Source organism: Pseudoalteromonas sp. SG41-2 (genome assembly GCF_014164535.1).
Lineage (GTDB): Bacteria > Pseudomonadota > Gammaproteobacteria > Enterobacterales > Alteromonadaceae > Pseudoalteromonas > Pseudoalteromonas rhizosphaerae.
The window spans coordinates 18,562-34,436 of sequence record NZ_JACJFK010000006.1 but is presented as its reverse complement, the minus strand read 5'-3'; the positions used below and the strand labels follow the sequence as shown (position 1 = coordinate 34,436).

The 15,875-nt window shown below is 40.4% G+C and carries 15 protein-coding genes; 7 read left to right on the top strand and 8 right to left on the bottom strand.

Annotation, left to right across the window (positions count from 1 at the left end; translation table 11 throughout):
* Window positions 1-58: 58 nt before the first annotated feature.
* Both H5186_RS06450 and ilvC read right to left on the bottom strand, forming a co-directional pair.
* Complete coding sequence (locus H5186_RS06450) at window positions 59-1,972, bottom strand: methyl-accepting chemotaxis protein (RefSeq protein ID WP_182794253.1); 1,914 nt, start codon at window positions 1,970-1,972, stop codon at window positions 59-61.
* Window positions 1,973-2,166: 194 nt separating this feature from the next.
* The gene (gene ilvC, locus H5186_RS06445) at window positions 2,167-3,639 is read right to left on the bottom strand and encodes a ketol-acid reductoisomerase (RefSeq protein WP_182731024.1); all 1,473 of its coding nucleotides are present in this window, start codon (window positions 3,637-3,639) and stop codon (window positions 2,167-2,169) included.
* Between the two features lie 164 nt (window positions 3,640-3,803).
* Here ilvC and ilvY point away from each other — a divergent pair, with 164 nt between their 5' ends.
* The 5 genes from ilvY (at window position 3,804) to H5186_RS06420 (ending at window position 8,068) form a co-directional block, all read left to right on the top strand.
* Window positions 3,804-4,718: an HTH-type transcriptional activator IlvY gene (gene ilvY, locus H5186_RS06440; RefSeq protein WP_145239251.1), complete on the top strand. Its 915-nt coding sequence runs from the start codon at window positions 3,804-3,806 to the stop codon at window positions 4,716-4,718.
* Window positions 4,719-4,870: 152 nt separating this feature from the next.
* Window positions 4,871-5,731: a MipA/OmpV family protein gene (locus H5186_RS06435; RefSeq protein WP_182794252.1), complete on the top strand. Its 861-nt coding sequence runs from the start codon at window positions 4,871-4,873 to the stop codon at window positions 5,729-5,731.
* Window position 5,732: 1 nt separating this feature from the next.
* Window positions 5,733-6,119, top strand: coding sequence for a DUF3019 domain-containing protein (locus H5186_RS06430; protein ID WP_182719327.1), 387 nt, complete (start codon window positions 5,733-5,735; stop codon window positions 6,117-6,119).
* Window positions 6,120-6,133: 14 nt separating this feature from the next.
* Window positions 6,134-6,826 carry a response regulator gene (locus tag H5186_RS06425; RefSeq protein ID WP_145239242.1) on the top strand — a complete coding sequence of 231 codons (693 nt, stop codon included), beginning with the start codon at window positions 6,134-6,136 and terminating at the stop codon, window positions 6,824-6,826.
* A gap of 6 nt (window positions 6,827-6,832) precedes the next feature.
* Window positions 6,833-8,068, top strand: coding sequence for an ATP-binding protein (locus H5186_RS06420; protein WP_182794251.1), 1,236 nt, complete (start codon window positions 6,833-6,835; stop codon window positions 8,066-8,068).
* A 171-nt stretch (window positions 8,069-8,239) separates the two neighbouring features.
* Here the strand turns inward: H5186_RS06420 and H5186_RS06415 are convergent, their stop codons facing one another.
* From H5186_RS06415 to H5186_RS06405, 3 genes are all read right to left on the bottom strand, one after another.
* Window positions 8,240-8,458: a DUF3820 family protein gene (locus tag H5186_RS06415; protein WP_182719329.1), complete on the bottom strand. Its 219-nt coding sequence runs from the start codon at window positions 8,456-8,458 to the stop codon at window positions 8,240-8,242.
* A gap of 117 nt (window positions 8,459-8,575) precedes the next feature.
* Window positions 8,576-8,857, bottom strand: a complete 282-nt coding sequence (locus tag H5186_RS06410) for a hypothetical protein (RefSeq protein WP_145239233.1) — start codon at window positions 8,855-8,857, stop codon at window positions 8,576-8,578.
* A 286-nt stretch (window positions 8,858-9,143) separates the two neighbouring features.
* Window positions 9,144-10,715 carry a cation:proton antiporter family protein gene (locus tag H5186_RS06405; protein WP_182719330.1) on the bottom strand — a complete coding sequence of 524 codons (1,572 nt, stop codon included), beginning with the start codon at window positions 10,713-10,715 and terminating at the stop codon, window positions 9,144-9,146.
* A 265-nt stretch (window positions 10,716-10,980) separates the two neighbouring features.
* Between H5186_RS06405 and H5186_RS06400 the strand changes: the two genes are divergently transcribed.
* Window positions 10,981-11,724 (top strand): sporulation protein, encoded by a 744-nt coding sequence (locus H5186_RS06400; RefSeq protein WP_145239228.1) that lies wholly within the window; start codon window positions 10,981-10,983, stop codon window positions 11,722-11,724.
* 79 nt (window positions 11,725-11,803) lie between these two features.
* On the top strand, window positions 11,804-12,256 hold the full coding sequence (locus tag H5186_RS06395; protein WP_145239226.1) for a GNAT family N-acetyltransferase: 453 nt from the start codon (window positions 11,804-11,806) through the stop codon (window positions 12,254-12,256).
* A 16-nt stretch (window positions 12,257-12,272) separates the two neighbouring features.
* Here the strand turns inward: H5186_RS06395 and H5186_RS06390 are convergent, their stop codons facing one another.
* From H5186_RS06390 to H5186_RS06380, 3 genes are all read right to left on the bottom strand, one after another.
* On the bottom strand, window positions 12,273-13,625 hold the full coding sequence (locus tag H5186_RS06390; protein WP_149981437.1) for a sodium-dependent transporter: 1,353 nt from the start codon (window positions 13,623-13,625) through the stop codon (window positions 12,273-12,275).
* A gap of 216 nt (window positions 13,626-13,841) precedes the next feature.
* The gene (locus tag H5186_RS06385) at window positions 13,842-15,137 is read right to left on the bottom strand and encodes an ATP-binding protein (protein WP_182719333.1); all 1,296 of its coding nucleotides are present in this window, start codon (window positions 15,135-15,137) and stop codon (window positions 13,842-13,844) included.
* Window positions 15,138-15,165: 28 nt separating this feature from the next.
* A complete protein-coding gene (locus H5186_RS06380) occupies window positions 15,166-15,870 on the bottom strand; it encodes a response regulator transcription factor (protein WP_149981435.1) in 705 nt (234 codons plus the stop codon).
* Window positions 15,871-15,875 lie beyond the last annotated feature (5 nt).

The following is a 15,875-nucleotide window of genomic DNA, read 5'->3' as shown; positions in this document are numbered from 1 at the left end:
ACTTATTAAGTTTAGTCTGTTTTTTAGTCGGGGTAGATGTTAAATGTTACAAACTGTGTCAGCGCTTTTCAAAGGTGGCGACTAAACTTGCTAAGGTTTGTGCGCTGGTTGCAAGTCCTTTGATCGCCTGCTCGGTATCAATTTGTTCTCGCATTGCCATATCGCTGATCTCACTAATTTGTTCAATATTGCGGCCGACGTCAGCAACCACGCTACTTTGCTCCTCAGTAGCTGTAGCAATCAAGGTTGCCATATCATTAATTTCATTAGCGGTATTGGTAATGGCATCAAGCAACTGCACAGAGCTTTGCATTGTTGCTACGCTGTGTTGAGCTTTATCTTTGGACTGGGCAATATGTTCAACCACATTGGTAGCTGTTTTCGCGAGCTCTTCAATCATTGATTGAATTTCAGTCGTTGATTGTGACGTACGGTTGGCTAAGGCTCGTACTTCATCCGCAACCACGGCAAAGCCGCGGCCATGTTCACCAGCACGTGCTGATTCAATTGCTGCATTTAGTGCTAATAAATTGGTTTGCTCTGAAATACCACGAATAGAGTCAACAATACTGGCAATAGTCTGGGTTTTATTGGCAAGCTCAGTCACTTGTCTCGCAATTGTGTCAATATCACTGGCTAATGCGGTAATACTCTGTTGGCTTTGCACTACTTGCTGGTGGCTCTGTAATGTATTCGCTTTACTATCTTCGGTCAGTTTTGCGGCAGTTGCGGCGCTGTGGGCAATTTCTTGCACTGTTGCACCCATTTCGTTGATTGCTGCTGCAACAGAGATAGTCTGCTCTTTTTGGTTGTCCATTGCCTGTGAGTTATGCTTGGCTTGAGTAAATACCTGATCTGAGCTTTGACGAATTTTTAAACTTTCGTGGGAGACTTGCGCAATGGCGGTTTCAATTTTATCAATGAATTGGTTAAAACCATTCGTTAATGCTGATAGCTCAGGCTGGTCACTGTGAGGTAAACGGTAAGCTAGATTGGCATCACCAGATCCTAAACGAGTAAATAACTCTGCCATTTTTGATAGCGGTGAAGCTAACGAACGAGCCAGTAAAAAACTAACGATACATGCCAACAGCGCAATTGCGATAGCAAAACTTAAAATTTGCCATTGTAATGTAGTGATCCCAGCAAAAACTTCTGTTTTTGGTACTTGTGCAACCACATAGAGTTGGGTGTTTTTAATCGGACTCGCCGCTAGGAAAAAAGTGTCGCCATTGAGTTCGACTTCTTGCAAGTTAAATTCATTGCTTGTTAATAATTGACCACTTACTTGATGACCATACAAGCTATCTAGATTTGTTTTTTCTACTTTATTAACGTCTTGATGGAGTTTAATTACGCCTTTATCGTCAGTGATAAATACAAAACCGGTTTGCTCGATAGTAAATTTATTTAGCAGTGCCTGCATATCATCAATACTTTTTGCCAGTCCAGTTAAGCCGATGCCATTGATCTGTTGATGATTTACAAACATTTTTGTGTCGCCATTAGGCTCTTGATATAAGCTAATAGAGTAAGCTTGATTGGCGTTTTTAAAATCAAAAAACCAGCCATCTTGCTGCCTATCTAATACTCTTAAAAAGCCATCTTGATTCCAGTACTGCGCGGTATCGCGATTTGCCCATGATGCGGTTGCTAAGCCGTATTGTTTTACCAGACGATTTAATTCTTTGATTAAAACGTCATCATTGTTATCACGACTATTTGCCCACGCGAGTATAAAATGATTACTTGATACTTGTTCGGCCGCACTAAGCAATTCATTTATTTCTAAGCTGATATAGTTATTAATTGCGTGTAGTTTACTGGGCAACTCAGATTGTATCATCCGTTGTTCGATAATGGTTTTGGCGGATAACAGCGCCGTAATGCCAATTAAGCTGGCAACTGACAGGGCAATAGCGATCCCTAAAATAGTGATCTTACGCGTGATACTAAGAGTTTTATACGACATTGTGGGTACTGAATTTACAAATTATGCGGGTATTTTAGCATGTTTTTTTCATGCAGTTCATCATCTATTAGAGTAAGTACTCAGTTTGTAATTTACTCTAAGATGTATTTTGACAAAGTAAATAAAATGAAAAAGCCCACTGCGTTTAGCATGTGGGCTTGGTTTCTAACAAGCGAAATTGTTACTTTCCAGGGTTAAACAATTTTCTTCATTGCTGACATGTAGCCACGCAATTTGGTACCAATGATTTCAACAGGGTGCTCACGCAGCGACTTGTTGATTGCAATTAGTGTTTGGTTATCAACATGATTACAGCGCTCGCCTAAGCCTCTACCAATCACATCAGTATCGATGTTTTGCATAAAGTCTTGTAACAGTGGCAAACATGCGTGATTGTATAAGTAGCAACCATACTCTGCAGTATCGGAGATCGTGCGGTTCATTTCGAATAATTTTTTACGTGCAATGGTATTGGCAATTAATGGCGTTTCATGTAGCGATTCATAATATGCTGACTCAGCTATAATACCTGCAGCAGTCATGGTCTCAAACGCTAATTCTACACCGGCTTTCACCATTGCAACCATCAATATACCGTTATCAAAAAACTCTTGTTCGGTGATTTCAACATCACCGGCAGGGGTTTTTTCAAAATTTGTTTCAGCTGTTTCTGCACGCCATTTCAAAAGGTTTGCATCATCATTCGCCCAATCTTCCATCATTACACGAGAGAACGTGCCATCGATGATGTCGTCTTGGTGTTTATTGTAAAGCGGGCGCATGATTACTTTTAATTCTTCACTTAATTCAAACGCTTTTACTTTCGCTGGGTTTGATAAACGGTCAAGCATATTTGTAACGCCGCCGTATTTAAGTGCTTCAGTAACAACTTCCCAACCGTATTGAATTAGTTTTGATGCGTAACCGGCATCTATACCTTTTTCGATCATCTTATCAAAACATAAAATTGAGCCTGTCTGTAACATGCCGCAAAGAATTGTTTGCTCACCCATTAGGTCTGATTTTACTTCAGCAATAAATGAAGACTTTAATACCCCAGCGCGATGACCGCCAGTACCCGCTGCATAAGCTTTAGCCTGGGCTAGACCATGTCCCTGAGGATCATTTTCTGGGTGAACAGCAATAAGAGTTGGGACACCAAAACCGCGTTTATACTCTTCACGAACCTCAGAGCCTGGGCACTTAGGTGCAACCATGATTACAGTGATATCATCACGTACTTGCATACCTTCTTCAACAATGTTGAAGCCATGTGAATAAGCAAGCGTAGAGCCTTGTTTCATCATCGGCATGATTGCGTTTACAACCGCAGTATGCTGTTTATCAGGTGTTAGGTTTAACACAACATCAGCAGTAGGGATCAATTCTTCGTAAGTACCTACAGTAAAACCATTTTCTGACGCATTAAGAAATGATTGACGACGTTCGCTGATTGCAGAATCACGCAATGTGTAGGCAACATCTAAACCTGAATCTCGTAAGTTCAGTCCTTGGTTTAAACCTTGTGCACCACACCCAACAATAACAAGTTTTTTGCCTTTAAGTGCTTCAACACCATCGGCAAATTCAGCCGGATCCATAAATTCACATTGTGCTAGTTGTGCTAACTGCTCGCGTAAGGGAAGAGTATTAAAATAATTCGCCATTGTTAGTATCCTATAAATTTCGTATTTGTTAGATGCAAGCGCTTGCTGCTTTGCTTAAAGTCACCATAAGGAATTTTTACCCTTGCGTAAAATGATATATTTGCATTAAAGTATTTCAAAAAATGAAATGCTTTAATTAATAACCGCTAACTATTGGGATCACTATGGACCATAAACGATTACATTACTTTCTGGCACTTGCCAAAACCTTACATTTTGCCCGTGCCAGCGAGTTATGCCACATAAGTGCTCCCACCTTAAGTCGCAATATTAAACAGTTAGAGGATGAAGTTGGAGTCGCATTATTCAGTCGCGATAATCGCAGTGTAAAGTTAACAGCTGAAGGAGAATCGTTTATCGACTATGCAACGGCTACGTTAGCTAATTGGCAGCGTTTTCGAGCAAATGTACAAAATCCTGAGCAAACTATTTACGGTAAAGTAAGCATTTACTGTTCAGTAACGGCCTCTTATAGTTTTTTGCATCAACTATTAGAGCAACTGCGTTTGCAACATCAACATATAGAAATAAAGCTTAATACTGGCGATCCCGCAGTGGCAATAAACCGTGTGCTTGACGGACACGAAGCCATGGCAATTGCCGCAAAGCCTGATAAATTACCGACGCAAATTGCATTTGCCAGTATTGGTTATTCATCCTTGGTATTTATCGCGCCACGTATTCCGTCGTTGCTCACTGAAAAACTGGCCCAGTTTGGCGATAAGATAGATTGGTCTGAGCTTGAGTTTATAGTGCCAGAGCAAGGTTTTACTCGTCAAAGGTTAGAGCTGTGGTGGCGTAAGCACGGTATTAATGCAAAGATCTATGCGCAAGTAGCGGGGCATGAAGCTATGGTGTCAATGGTGAGTTTAGGGCTAGGCATTGCCATGGTGCCAAAAATTGTTTTAGATAATAGCCCATTAAAAGATCGCGTTCAGGTGATCAGTGATCAAAAAGAGGCCCCTGCCGGGTTTGAGATTGGTTTGGCAGTATTACGTAAAGAGTTACCAGATGCCGCGTTAAATGCATTATGGGAGATTGCTCAATCACTGAAAAACGTTAATAGCTTAGCTCCTTAGCCGAGTCTAAATACGCAGATGTAAAGTTTATTTACCTTGAATCGTTCCATATGTATCAAAAGTGTGAATGATTGTAATCGTCTAGGGATTAGTTATTAATACCTTGCTATGATAACGATATTGGGTTGTCTCTTTTGGCATAAATAACAACAATGAAGTCGATAGTTAATATTCTTACTGCGCTTTGCATCTCTGTATGGCTTACAGTACCTTGTTTTGCACAGCCATCAGAAATTGAGCCTGTGCAGGATATAACAACAGGGCAGTGGCACTTGAGCCTTAACACGGGATTAGGAGTCATAACAAATCCATTAGCTGGTGGAGGTGATTTACCATTAGTGTTGATCCCAGATATAGCTTATTACGGTGAACAGTTCTTTTTTGATAATGGTCGCTTAGGCTATAGCCTGATACAAGACTCCCCACATACCTTTAATTTAGTCACTGAGTTTAATTCGGAAACTCGTTTTTTTGTTGATTGGCATCCAAGTAACATTTTTGCATTAAGATCAGAAAGTTCATTTACGAACAGTGAAAATGAACTTCAAATCCAACAACCTAGTCTAGATATCCGTGAGCTTAATAAACGTAAATGGGCACTCGATGCTGGCCTGAGTTACCATTATAGCTATCAGCAGCATGTATTTTCCGTGCAGGCATTAGCTGATGTATCCGGAGTGTATGACGGGTGGCGAAGTGCACTGCAGTGGCAAATGCACAAGAACATTGGTGAGTTACAGATTAAGCCGACTATTGGCATCTGGTATAAATCGGCAGCACTGAATACATATTTTTATGGCTTAACAGAAAAAGAGTCTCCAGTTCGTGCAATTGAGGTTGGCAGTAGTTGGCAGCCTTATGCTAAAATAGATGCCCGCTGGCCCTTAAATGGAGCCAACTCATTGCGTTTTCATCTGGCTTATTATGATTATTCCGCCTTAGCTGACGACAGTCCGCTGTTTGAACAAACGTATTCTCTGACTGCCTTTATAGGGTTTGATCATATTTTTTAATATGAAGTATTTACAACTTGGTGCGTGCGTCATTTTTTTGTTGGTATGGCCAAAGTTAGCTGCCGCAAAAAAAGATATATTAACAGTTACTCCAAAAGTCTGTGTGGTTTCCGAACAACAAGACTTTTGCGATGTTGATGTAAAATTTGCTTTAAATATGCCCCATAAAATGGACGTTTGTTTATACAGCGAAGATCAACAACTGCAATGTTGGCAACAGGTTACCTTAGAAGAATTCAATCATAAAGCGCGTGTTCAGGTTGAAACCATATACTCCCTAGTCAATCCTCACACGGATGAATTACTGGCGACAACACGCATTGAAGTACAGAGCACTCGCGCTAAAACAACTCGGCGCCGATTACGTTCTCCGTGGAGCTTTTTTTAATCTTGGAGCTGCAAATGGCAAAGATCTTACTTGTAGAAGATGATTTAGGGTTACAGCAATTAACCCGTGACTATCTTGAAAATAATGGCCTTGAAGTGGCGGTGCTAGACCGTGGCGATGAAGTGTTTAGTTACCTTGAAAACAATCCGGTTGATTTGATGATCCTCGATGTAATGCTGCCAGGTAAAGATGGCTTTAGTGTTTGTCGTCAAGTGAGAGATAAATTTAGCTTACCAATATTAATGTTGACCGCCAAAGGTGAAGACTTTGATCAAGTCATTGGTTTGGAACTTGGTGCCGATGATTATGTTATTAAGCCAGCTGAGCCAAGAGTATTGCTTGCCCGTATTAATGCGCTATTACGCCGTGGCCAAGCATCAGTAAAAGCGCCAGAGGAATTACAATTTGGCGATTTATGTATTGATAAAACCAGCCGTATTGTTCGCTTAAAGAATAACGAAATCACCCTCACTTCCCATGAATTTGAATTACTGTGGCTATTAGCTTCAAATTCCGGTGAAGTACTAAGTCGTGAACATGTTCATCAACACATGATCGGTCGCCAATATGATGGATTAGACCGCACCGTAGATGTACGCGTATCGCGGATCCGTAAAAAATTAGGTGATAACAGCGATAAACCATACCGTATTAAAACCGTTTGGGGACAAGGCTACTTATTTGTCTCCGATGCATGGGGTATGTAATTATTAATGGGGAAACTATTCGCAAGTTTATATTTGTACATTATAGTTTCCTTGTTTTTAGTCAGTGGGGTAATTGAACAACTTTGGCCGTACGAAGATAGCCAACAACAAATTGCGCTCGATGATGAGTTTGGTCAATCCCTATGGCTATTAGCGCAAACCCCGCAAGGGCTTACTAAAATAGCCACTCGCTTTCAAAGTGAAATAGTACAAAAACAAGACCTAATGTTGCCCGCACAACAACAACAAGAACTTAACCTACATAATTATATTTATCTATTTGATCAACAACAGCGAGCTATCTGGTATATCGTTGTTGATAATGAGCAATTATTGCAAGTGGGTCCAATTACCGTTTCTGCGCCAGTATTCTCATCCGTTTGGCCTTATCTATTATTATTGTGTGTCGTTGGGATCCCTGTTGGCTTATGGAGTTTTTTACTGTGGCGTGATTTTGCTAAGTTGCGACTGGCCTGTGAAGCCGTTGGTGGATCACAAGACTTTGAGCTGAGCGCCACCTCGAAATCATTCTTTTTACCAATTACCGACACCTTAAGTGCTATGCAGCAGCGTATTCAGCATTTATTAACCGCTCAACAAGAACTTACATCGTCGGTATCGCATGAGTTTAGAACGCCACTGGCACGTTTAAAATTTGCGTTGGCAATGCTTGAGGATAAAGTAGCTGACGAAAAAGCCTTTGAATATATCGATAACATGCAATTAGATATTGTGGAGTTAGAGTCGTTAGTTAAAGAAATGCTTGATTATGCTCGCCTTGATAGCCAACAACCTAATCTTACGGTGCAAACATGTAACTTAGTGCAGCTAGTAGAAAGTGTTGTCACTAAACTTGATTTTGCTACGCAAATAAAACTCAATATGCAATTACCAGCTTTATGCAGTTACACTTGTGACAGTCACTTTATCGCCCGCAGTATCCAAAACTTAGTAGGCAATGCGTTGAAATATGCTCGTCACGAAGTGCGAATTAGCTTAGTTGAAAATACTGGGCAGTTAATTTTATCGGTCGAAGACGATGGCCCTGGCATTGAACAATCACAATGGGATGCAGTGTTTAAACCTTTTGCCCGACTTGATAAAAGTCGCGATAAAAAGACTGGAGGCTTTGGGCTTGGTTTAGCCATTGTGGCAAAAATAGTGTCTTGGCACCAAGGCAGCTGTTCGATATCGAATTCAGAATTAGGTGGCGCCAAATTTACAATCTATTTGCCTAAGTAACCAGAGTTCAGGGTAAGTAACTCCTTTTCTATTGCTATATCTGTGGCTAAATTGATACTCAAAAAAAAAGCGCCTAATAGGCGCTTTTCTGCGGTTAAAACCAAAATCAACAAGTAGCAAAAGAGTAGACTTCACTTTGCTAAGTAAGTTCCATTATTTATTACTTTTAATTTATTTATGTGTTTTTAAAAGCGGCATGAGCATCTGCTCCAAGCCATTGAGTTTAACTTCATACATCATTGCTAATTGAGCACCGAGTGTGCCGTGAGGAAATCCTTGCTGCTTAAACCAGACTAAGTATGGTTCTGGTAATAACAGCAAAGGGCGGCCTGCATATTTACCAAATGGCATTTTTGTATTAATCGCTATTTTTAAAAGCTCTGGATCCATGGTTAACTTAGTTTGCTAGGTTATGCGTGAAGTGTATTACAAAAGAGAGAGAGAAAATAGGCTGTGACGGGCAAGAAACAGCCTATTTAATGAGGGAGAGTAGGGCCCTCATAATTACTAATGGATCTGGTATTGATGCTTTTTGGTAAATCCAAGTTGTTTAAGTTTGTTTATAATTGACGGATCATCGATGCGGCTTGGTGTTTCGCTATCACGCAAGAAATGATTTTCCGGCACTTGATATATATCGAGCATTTTTTGAAATAGCACTGCGCGCATTGTTAACGCTGTCATTCCATTTCTTTGTATTTCATCAAGGCGATTTTGAAGTTCAACCAGTTTTGGGTTATTTACATCATCCGCCACTGTCTGAAACTGTGTAGCAAACTTATTTTTCATCTAAAAACCTTATTTAATAGTAAAAGACAAAATGCCGATAAATACGTATACACAAACATGAGAAGGCTTTTTTTGTGCTAAAAATAGATACTTACGTATTACTCAACAAGTGCAGTTTACTCTTTTTTCATGGGTAAATGCCAATCTGGATGTAAAGCTTTGTAAATGCGCTTGACTCTTATTTGGGGACTTCTGCGGGATTGTTTCAGGCGGCTATATATAAGGATATGAAAATTAAATGAAAATAGTTCTCAGTACCTTTTGTGGTACTGAGAACCTTTCTATATTATGGAAATAATTTTTGTTTTACATGCTCAGCGAAGCCGCTACCGGCCTCTAAATAGAAGTTATAAGTAGAGTCAACGCCCATATCTTCTAATTCTTTTTGCTGATCTGGATAGTTAGCAATGGCAGTAACTTGACCTTGGTAACCCGAAGCACGCAATTGCTCTAAAGCAAAAATGTTCTGCATATGTTTCGGCATCGCGAGCATGATCATCTCTACATGGGAGTGATTTACCCGTTGCCAAAAGTCTGGATCGGTTGCATCTGCCAAGAGTGCCTTACGACCTCGTGTAACATGCTTTTCGACCACTTCAGGTTTGATATCTATACCCGCTACAACGCCAGGATGGGTGATGTTAATTGTTTCATATGCACCGGTGCCAATACGACCCATACCAAAAATAACAATCTTGGTGTCATTTAAGTTCACAGGAAGTTCTTCTGCTAAGCGAGTAGGGCTTTCAAAACGCATGAGCCAAGCTTCGATCTTTACATAAATTTCGTTTGAACGTTTATTTAGTGGGGATGCAATGATAAAGGTCATTGATACTGCAATAGCCATAACAGCCAACCACTCAGAGGTGATTAACCCGCTACTGGCAGCAACCATACAGACTATCAAGCCAAATTCGCTGTAGTTAGCTAGACTAAAAGCACTTAATAAAGAAGTACGAGCGCGTAACTTAAAGGCATTCGTTAGTACATAATACAGGGCAACTTTGACTGGTAGCACCAATACAATAATAAGCGCTATAAGTAATGAGTTGAGCGTCAGATCAGCACCTAAACCAATTGTTAAGAAAAACCCAACTAATAAAATTTCTTTTAAATTAAGTAGTGATTTTGCAAGCTCACTGGCTTTTTTATGAGGAGCAAAGATCATACCGATGATCAACGCGCCTAAATCACCTTTCAAGCCTGCAAATTCAAATGCATGATAGCCAACGACAAGTGCAAAGAAAAAGCCAAACAAAGGTAATAGCTCACCATGTTTAGAACGATTTAACACCCAAAACATGACTGGGCGTAATAATGGCAAGGCAACTAATAGCGCAAAAGCCCAACCGTTGGGGATTTTACCTGTGCTGATGGCTAAAAATATCACTGCAAAGATATCTTGCATAACCAAAATACCAATGGCTATTTTGCCGTGAAGGCTGGCCATTTCGCCACGTTCTTCAAGTACTTTTACAGCAAAAACTGTGCTAGAAAAGCTAAAAGCAAAACCAACAAGCAACGCACTTTGCCAACTTAGGTCTGCAAATAATGGCAACGAAAGTGCGCCTAAGAACAGCATCAAACTGCAAAAAATAGCGCTACTAATAATAATATGTAAAGAGGCAGGGGCCCAAACTTGTGGCTTAATAAGATGGCTAACTTTTAGTTTCAGACCAATACTAAATAGTAATAACGTGATCCCTAAATTAGCAATCGTATTAAGTAGCTCAGTGGTTTTAAAGCCAGATAAGTTCAGTACAAAGCCAGCAATCAAAAAACCGATTAGCGGAGGAAGTTTAAGTTGGTACACGGCAAAGCCACACACAAATGCGACAGCAAAATATAATAGTTCCATAATTCTTAATATCACTTCATTTGGTTACCTAGTGTAGCGAAATATCAGCATTTTTGAAAATCATTCGTGTATATTATGCATATAAATTGCGCGCATAGAGATATACCTGTGTATGAAAAACACTCGTTTAGTTAATTATTCTGCTAAAAACTCAAAAAATAGTTATTTTTTCACTGACAGCAGCTTTTAAATATGGTTAAGATGCAGTAACAAAGGAATTTAAGCGTGATTCAGGTTTAGGTGAATTAAGCTTAAGGAGAAATAGATGTTTAAAAAAATTCTTGCATCAGTCGGTATTGGTGCAGCAACAGTAGATACCGTGCTTGAAACTGAGCATTTACAACCTGGGCAACTATTTAATGCCCAAATAGTGATCACCGCAGGGGATGTTAGCCAAGCAATAACAGGTCTTGATTTAGCATTAATGACGCGCGTAAAAGTGGAAGGTGAAGACGGTGCTTATTTTACCAATCATATTATTGATAAGTGGCGTATAACCGATATTGGTACAATTGAACCGGGTCAGCAAAAACACATTCCGTTTGAAGCGCGCTTACATTCAGAAACACCGATCACCGAAATCAACGCCGGTTATAACCAATCACATGTTTGGCTTGAAACAGGTTTAGATATTGATTTAGCACTTGATCCTACGGATAAAGATCATCTTCATATTTATCCAAATGATGCCGTAACTACTTTTATGCAAGCGATGGATAAACTGGGTTTTAGCTTGGTAAAAGCGGATGTTGAAAAGGGCTTCTTACGTGCTAGTACGTTTAACTCTGTCTCTGGTTGTTATCAAGAGCTGGAATATAAACCAAATAGCCGTAGCTTGTTCGGTATTCAAGAGATTGAACTATCGTTTGTGCCTGAAGCTCATAAAACTCATGTTTTAATTGAGCTTGACCGTGGTTTTCGTGGTGATGGCTATGTTGACCTGACGATTGAACATGATCACGTTAATCTTTCGCATTTATGTGATCAATTAGAACGTTTGCTTGCCTAGCTATTCAGAGCTCGGTTAGTTAGCTAAGCGTAATAAGTAGCCCAGTATTGACTGGGCTTTTTTTATGTTAGGAGTTTTTATGCGATTAACAACAAAACCATTTTCTCAACTGTCTGCGCAGGTACTGTTTACTATCATGCGCACGCGGGTCGATGTATTTGTAGTTGAGCAGCAATGCCCATACCCTGAATTAGACGATATCGATTGCACTGCAACAACTCAGCATCTCTATTGGCTCGAGGCTGAACAATTAGCTGCATACGCACGTTGTTATGAGAAAAATGAGCAGTACAGCGCTATTGGTCGCGTGCTGGTTGAAAAATCACAACGGGGTAAGGGGTTGGCAGTGTTATTGGTTAAAGAGGCGATCCAGTGTTGCTTTACGCATTGGCCGAACAAGGATATATACATTGGCGCGCAAACCTATTTACTCGCGTTTTATCAGTCGCTGGGTTTTCAGTGTATTGGCGAGCCTTATTTAGAAGATGGTATTGCACATCAAGATATGATTTTAAAAAACCGCTCCGTGTAAAGAGCGGTTTTTTGAGTTAGCCTAATAGCGAGCTGACAAACACTAAACCAATTGCAATTGGGCAAATGAATTTAATATACCATGGCCATATTTTCCAAAATAGGCTGGTAGCAACTTCTGGGCAGCCTTGTTGTATTTCGTTTAATAGTGAGTTGCGATACCAAATCCAGCCGACAAACAAGCAACACATTAAACCAAGAATAGGCTGACCAAATTTAGTTGTGAGCGCAATAACTAAACCAAACAGCGCATTAAAGTTCAGGACTATCGTAAAGCTCACCAATGCTATAATCGTTCCTATTAACCAAGTGGCTTTTACACGGCCAAGATCAAAGCGCTCTACCGCATACGAAACCGGTGCTTCAAGCATTGAAATAGACGATGTCAGTGCAGCTATACTCATCAATGCAAAAAAGGCAAAGCCAACGAATAAACCAATGGTGCCCATGCCATCAAAAAGAGCGGGTAATACTTGAAATACTAAAGTGTCTTCAGAAAGCAACTCTCCAGTAGCTGAGAATATTTCCACCCCTTGTGCCTGCGCAACGTACATCGCAGGGATAATTAGTAACCCAGCAACAAAAGCAATAAACACATCAATAAGGGTAACGTAGGCGCCAAGTGAGACTAAATTTTCTTTTTTACTAATGTAGGAGCCATAAATGATCATCACACTAGTGCCTAATGACAACGAAAAGAACGCTTGTCCCAGTGCACTAACAAGTAATTCAGGGTCTAAAATAGAGCTGAAATCAGGCACTAAGTAGGCTTTTAGGCCTGTCATAGCGCCTTCTTGCATCATCACATAAACAATCAGTGCAAATAAAATAGTCAGCAATGCGGGCATTAGGCGTTTTGACCATTTTTCAATGCCATTTTCTACTCCGCGGCTAATGATTGCGACAGTAAGAATAATAAATCCAGCAGTAAATATAAGGTTTCTAGAGAGTGACTGCTCACTCAACCAAGTTGAAGAGCTCTCACTGCCCACTAAAGTCGCAATGGGCTCTAGAGTGGCACTGATCATCCAACCGGCGACAATGGCATAAAAGCTGAGGATCAGTCCGGCACATATGATACCACCAAAACCGACCACAAACGCAAAACGTTTTTGGAGCGGGTTATTTGAAATTTTCCGCAATGAACTAACCGCATTGGCTTGACCATGGCGACCAATTGTTAGCTCTGCCATCAGTGCTGGGTAAGCTAAACAAAATGCTAATACAAGGTAAGCAATTAAAAAGGCCGCGCCTCCATTGCTGGCTGTCTGTGTTGGGAAACCCCAGATATTACCAAGACCTACTGCAGATCCTGCTGCGGCCATAATGAATCCAAAACGGGAGCTAAACTCCCCTCTGACTGCGCTCATAATTATTTTTTCTTCTCTATATAGTGACGGCGCTGACAATCTACTGTAAATGTTAAAAAATAAAAAGCTCTTATTTTTAACTGCAGCCGTGAAGAATTAACGCCTGACTGTATTTACAAAACTTAGAATGCCAATGCTGTTAACATTTATAATTTAAGTTGTTGTTATCTAATCATAATGAGGTGATTTATGATAATGTAAACTGTAACATAAAAGTTACAATTGTTCTGGGTTATGTATTTTAAGGGTAAAGCATGCACCCGCTAGCTGCTTACTGCGATTTACGCTTACACTGCCATGATGCCAATCAGCTACTTTAGCTACTATGGCAAGTCCTAGGCCATAACTTTGATCGGCTCGATTGCGATGACTCTGTTCTTGAAAAAAAGGACTAAAAACTTTGTGCCAATTTTGCTCTTCGATACCTGGACCATCATCCTCAACAGTGATTATCAGTGTTTGCTCTTTCATTGATGCTGTGAGAATAATTTTTTGTTTGGCAAAGTCACAGGCATTGCTAAGCAGATTAGTGATTGCGCGTGCTAACCAGTGTAAATCTGCATAAATATGAGAATTATCATGACAGATAAGTTGTAAATCAAGTTGTTGCTGTACTAACTTAGGCTCTAGTTGTTGTATTAGGGTGCTTAGGTAGCTGTTTAACTCAGTGTGTGAGTAGGTCAGTTGGTTGGCTTTTTGCTCAAGCGTGGCAAATGCTAAATAACTTTTCAACATTGATTCCATTTGGTCTAAATCAGCTTCCATACGATTTAAATAATGTTTTATTTTTTCTTCGCTATGACTATCTAGTGCCGCATCTAAGCCAAATCGTAGGCAGGCAATGGGGGTGCGTATATCATGAGATAAACTCGAGGCCATCAGTTTATTTTCATCGAGTAATTTTTCGATCTGGCTTGCCATGCGGTTAAAAGTAAGCTCAACATCTTTAATGTAAGTGAAATGGGATACCCGAATGCGAGCATGTAAGTCGCCACTGGCAAACTTTTTAGCTGCGTCATTAACCACGCCTAGTCGTTTAGCTAATGGTGCAATAATAAACCCCATAAACACACATAACCCAGCGTAAAACATTAAGGTAAGTAACATATCATTTTGTTGATCTTGTTCGTGGGGTTTTTCTAAACGTAATTTAAGATGAAAAGGCGCAAGCAAATCATTACTGTAGAGTAGGTAATACCCTTCTTGATCTTCTAAAATCAGTCCGCCTTCAGCATTGATCTCTTCTAGCAGTGATGGTGGCAGCGCTAAAGATTGCGTGGCTCGATAACTTAATCCCAACGAAAACTGTTGTGCAAGTAAGGCGGTGTAGTCTGCTCTTTGCATGAAGGGTTGGCTGGCAATTTGCTGGCTGAAGCCCATTAAAAGTTTACTTTGAAAGCCAAACTCATCCTGCGAGGTATGAGTTTGCTGACTAAAAGCATCAATTAACCAACCTAATATCACAATCGAGAGCAGGGCACTGGCTAATAAGGAAAGATAAAACTTTTTCATAGCGTTCGCCAGTATACCTTAGCGGCGATCACCAAGCGCTTGCGACGAGTAAATAGCCTCGCCCCCAAATTGTTTTAATTTTTTCAGGTTGCTGGGGATCATCATTAAATTTTTTACGCAGCGCAGAAATGAGCACATCGACACTGCGATCAAGGCCATCATATTCACGGCCCTTGGTTGCTTTGAATACAGCATCTCGCGACACAACTTGCCCTGCGTTACAGGCTAAATAATGCAGTAATAAGTACTCAGCGCTGGATACCCCTTGATCAATATCATTAATAAAAACATTGCGAGATTGTGTATCAATTTTTAAAGAGCCTACCTGAATAATGGTATCATCCGCTTGCGACTCCGAATTATCGTTATTGGCGCGCAGCGCCGCTTTGATCCGCGCTAGTAATGCACGCGGCCTGACCGGTTTCATTATATAATCACTGGCACCGACTTCAAGACCAATCACTTCGTCCATTTCTTCGTCTCGAGCGGTTAGCATAATAATAGGGCTTTGGTAAAATTGACGTAGTTCACGACAGACACTAATACCGTCTTGGCCGGGGAGCATAATGTCGAGTAAAATTAAGTCAGGCTTGAGCTCTTTTACATGACTGACAACTTGGTCGCCTCGCTCACAAATATGAGTTGTGTAGCCTTGCTCAGTTAAATACTCTGCCACCCACTGGGCTAAAGAGCCGTCATCTTCAACAAGTAATATTGTGCCGTAATTATTCATGCTTT

Coding starts and splice junctions, on each gene's coding strand:
- H5186_RS06450 (WP_182794253.1), bottom strand. CDS start 1,972: ATGTCGTATAAAACTCTTAGTATCACGCGTAAGATCACTATTTTAGGG.
- ilvC (WP_182731024.1), bottom strand. CDS start 3,639: ATGGCGAATTATTTTAATACTCTTCCCTTACGCGAGCAGTTAGCACAA.
- ilvY (WP_145239251.1), top strand. CDS start 3,804: ATGGACCATAAACGATTACATTACTTTCTGGCACTTGCCAAAACCTTA.
- H5186_RS06435 (WP_182794252.1), top strand. CDS start 4,871: ATGAAGTCGATAGTTAATATTCTTACTGCGCTTTGCATCTCTGTATGG.
- H5186_RS06430 (WP_182719327.1), top strand. CDS start 5,733: ATGAAGTATTTACAACTTGGTGCGTGCGTCATTTTTTTGTTGGTATGG.
- H5186_RS06425 (WP_145239242.1), top strand. CDS start 6,134: ATGGCAAAGATCTTACTTGTAGAAGATGATTTAGGGTTACAGCAATTA.
- H5186_RS06420 (WP_182794251.1), top strand. CDS start 6,833: ATGGGGAAACTATTCGCAAGTTTATATTTGTACATTATAGTTTCCTTG.
- H5186_RS06415 (WP_182719329.1), bottom strand. CDS start 8,458: ATGGATCCAGAGCTTTTAAAAATAGCGATTAATACAAAAATGCCATTT.
- H5186_RS06410 (WP_145239233.1), bottom strand. CDS start 8,857: ATGAAAAATAAGTTTGCTACACAGTTTCAGACAGTGGCGGATGATGTA.
- H5186_RS06405 (WP_182719330.1), bottom strand. CDS start 10,715: ATGGAACTATTATATTTTGCTGTCGCATTTGTGTGTGGCTTTGCCGTG.
- H5186_RS06400 (WP_145239228.1), top strand. CDS start 10,981: ATGTTTAAAAAAATTCTTGCATCAGTCGGTATTGGTGCAGCAACAGTA.
- H5186_RS06395 (WP_145239226.1), top strand. CDS start 11,804: ATGCGATTAACAACAAAACCATTTTCTCAACTGTCTGCGCAGGTACTG.
- H5186_RS06390 (WP_149981437.1), bottom strand. CDS start 13,625: ATGAGCGCAGTCAGAGGGGAGTTTAGCTCCCGTTTTGGATTCATTATG.
- H5186_RS06385 (WP_182719333.1), bottom strand. CDS start 15,137: ATGAAAAAGTTTTATCTTTCCTTATTAGCCAGTGCCCTGCTCTCGATT.
- H5186_RS06380 (WP_149981435.1), bottom strand. CDS start 15,870: ATGAATAATTACGGCACAATATTACTTGTTGAAGATGACGGCTCTTTA.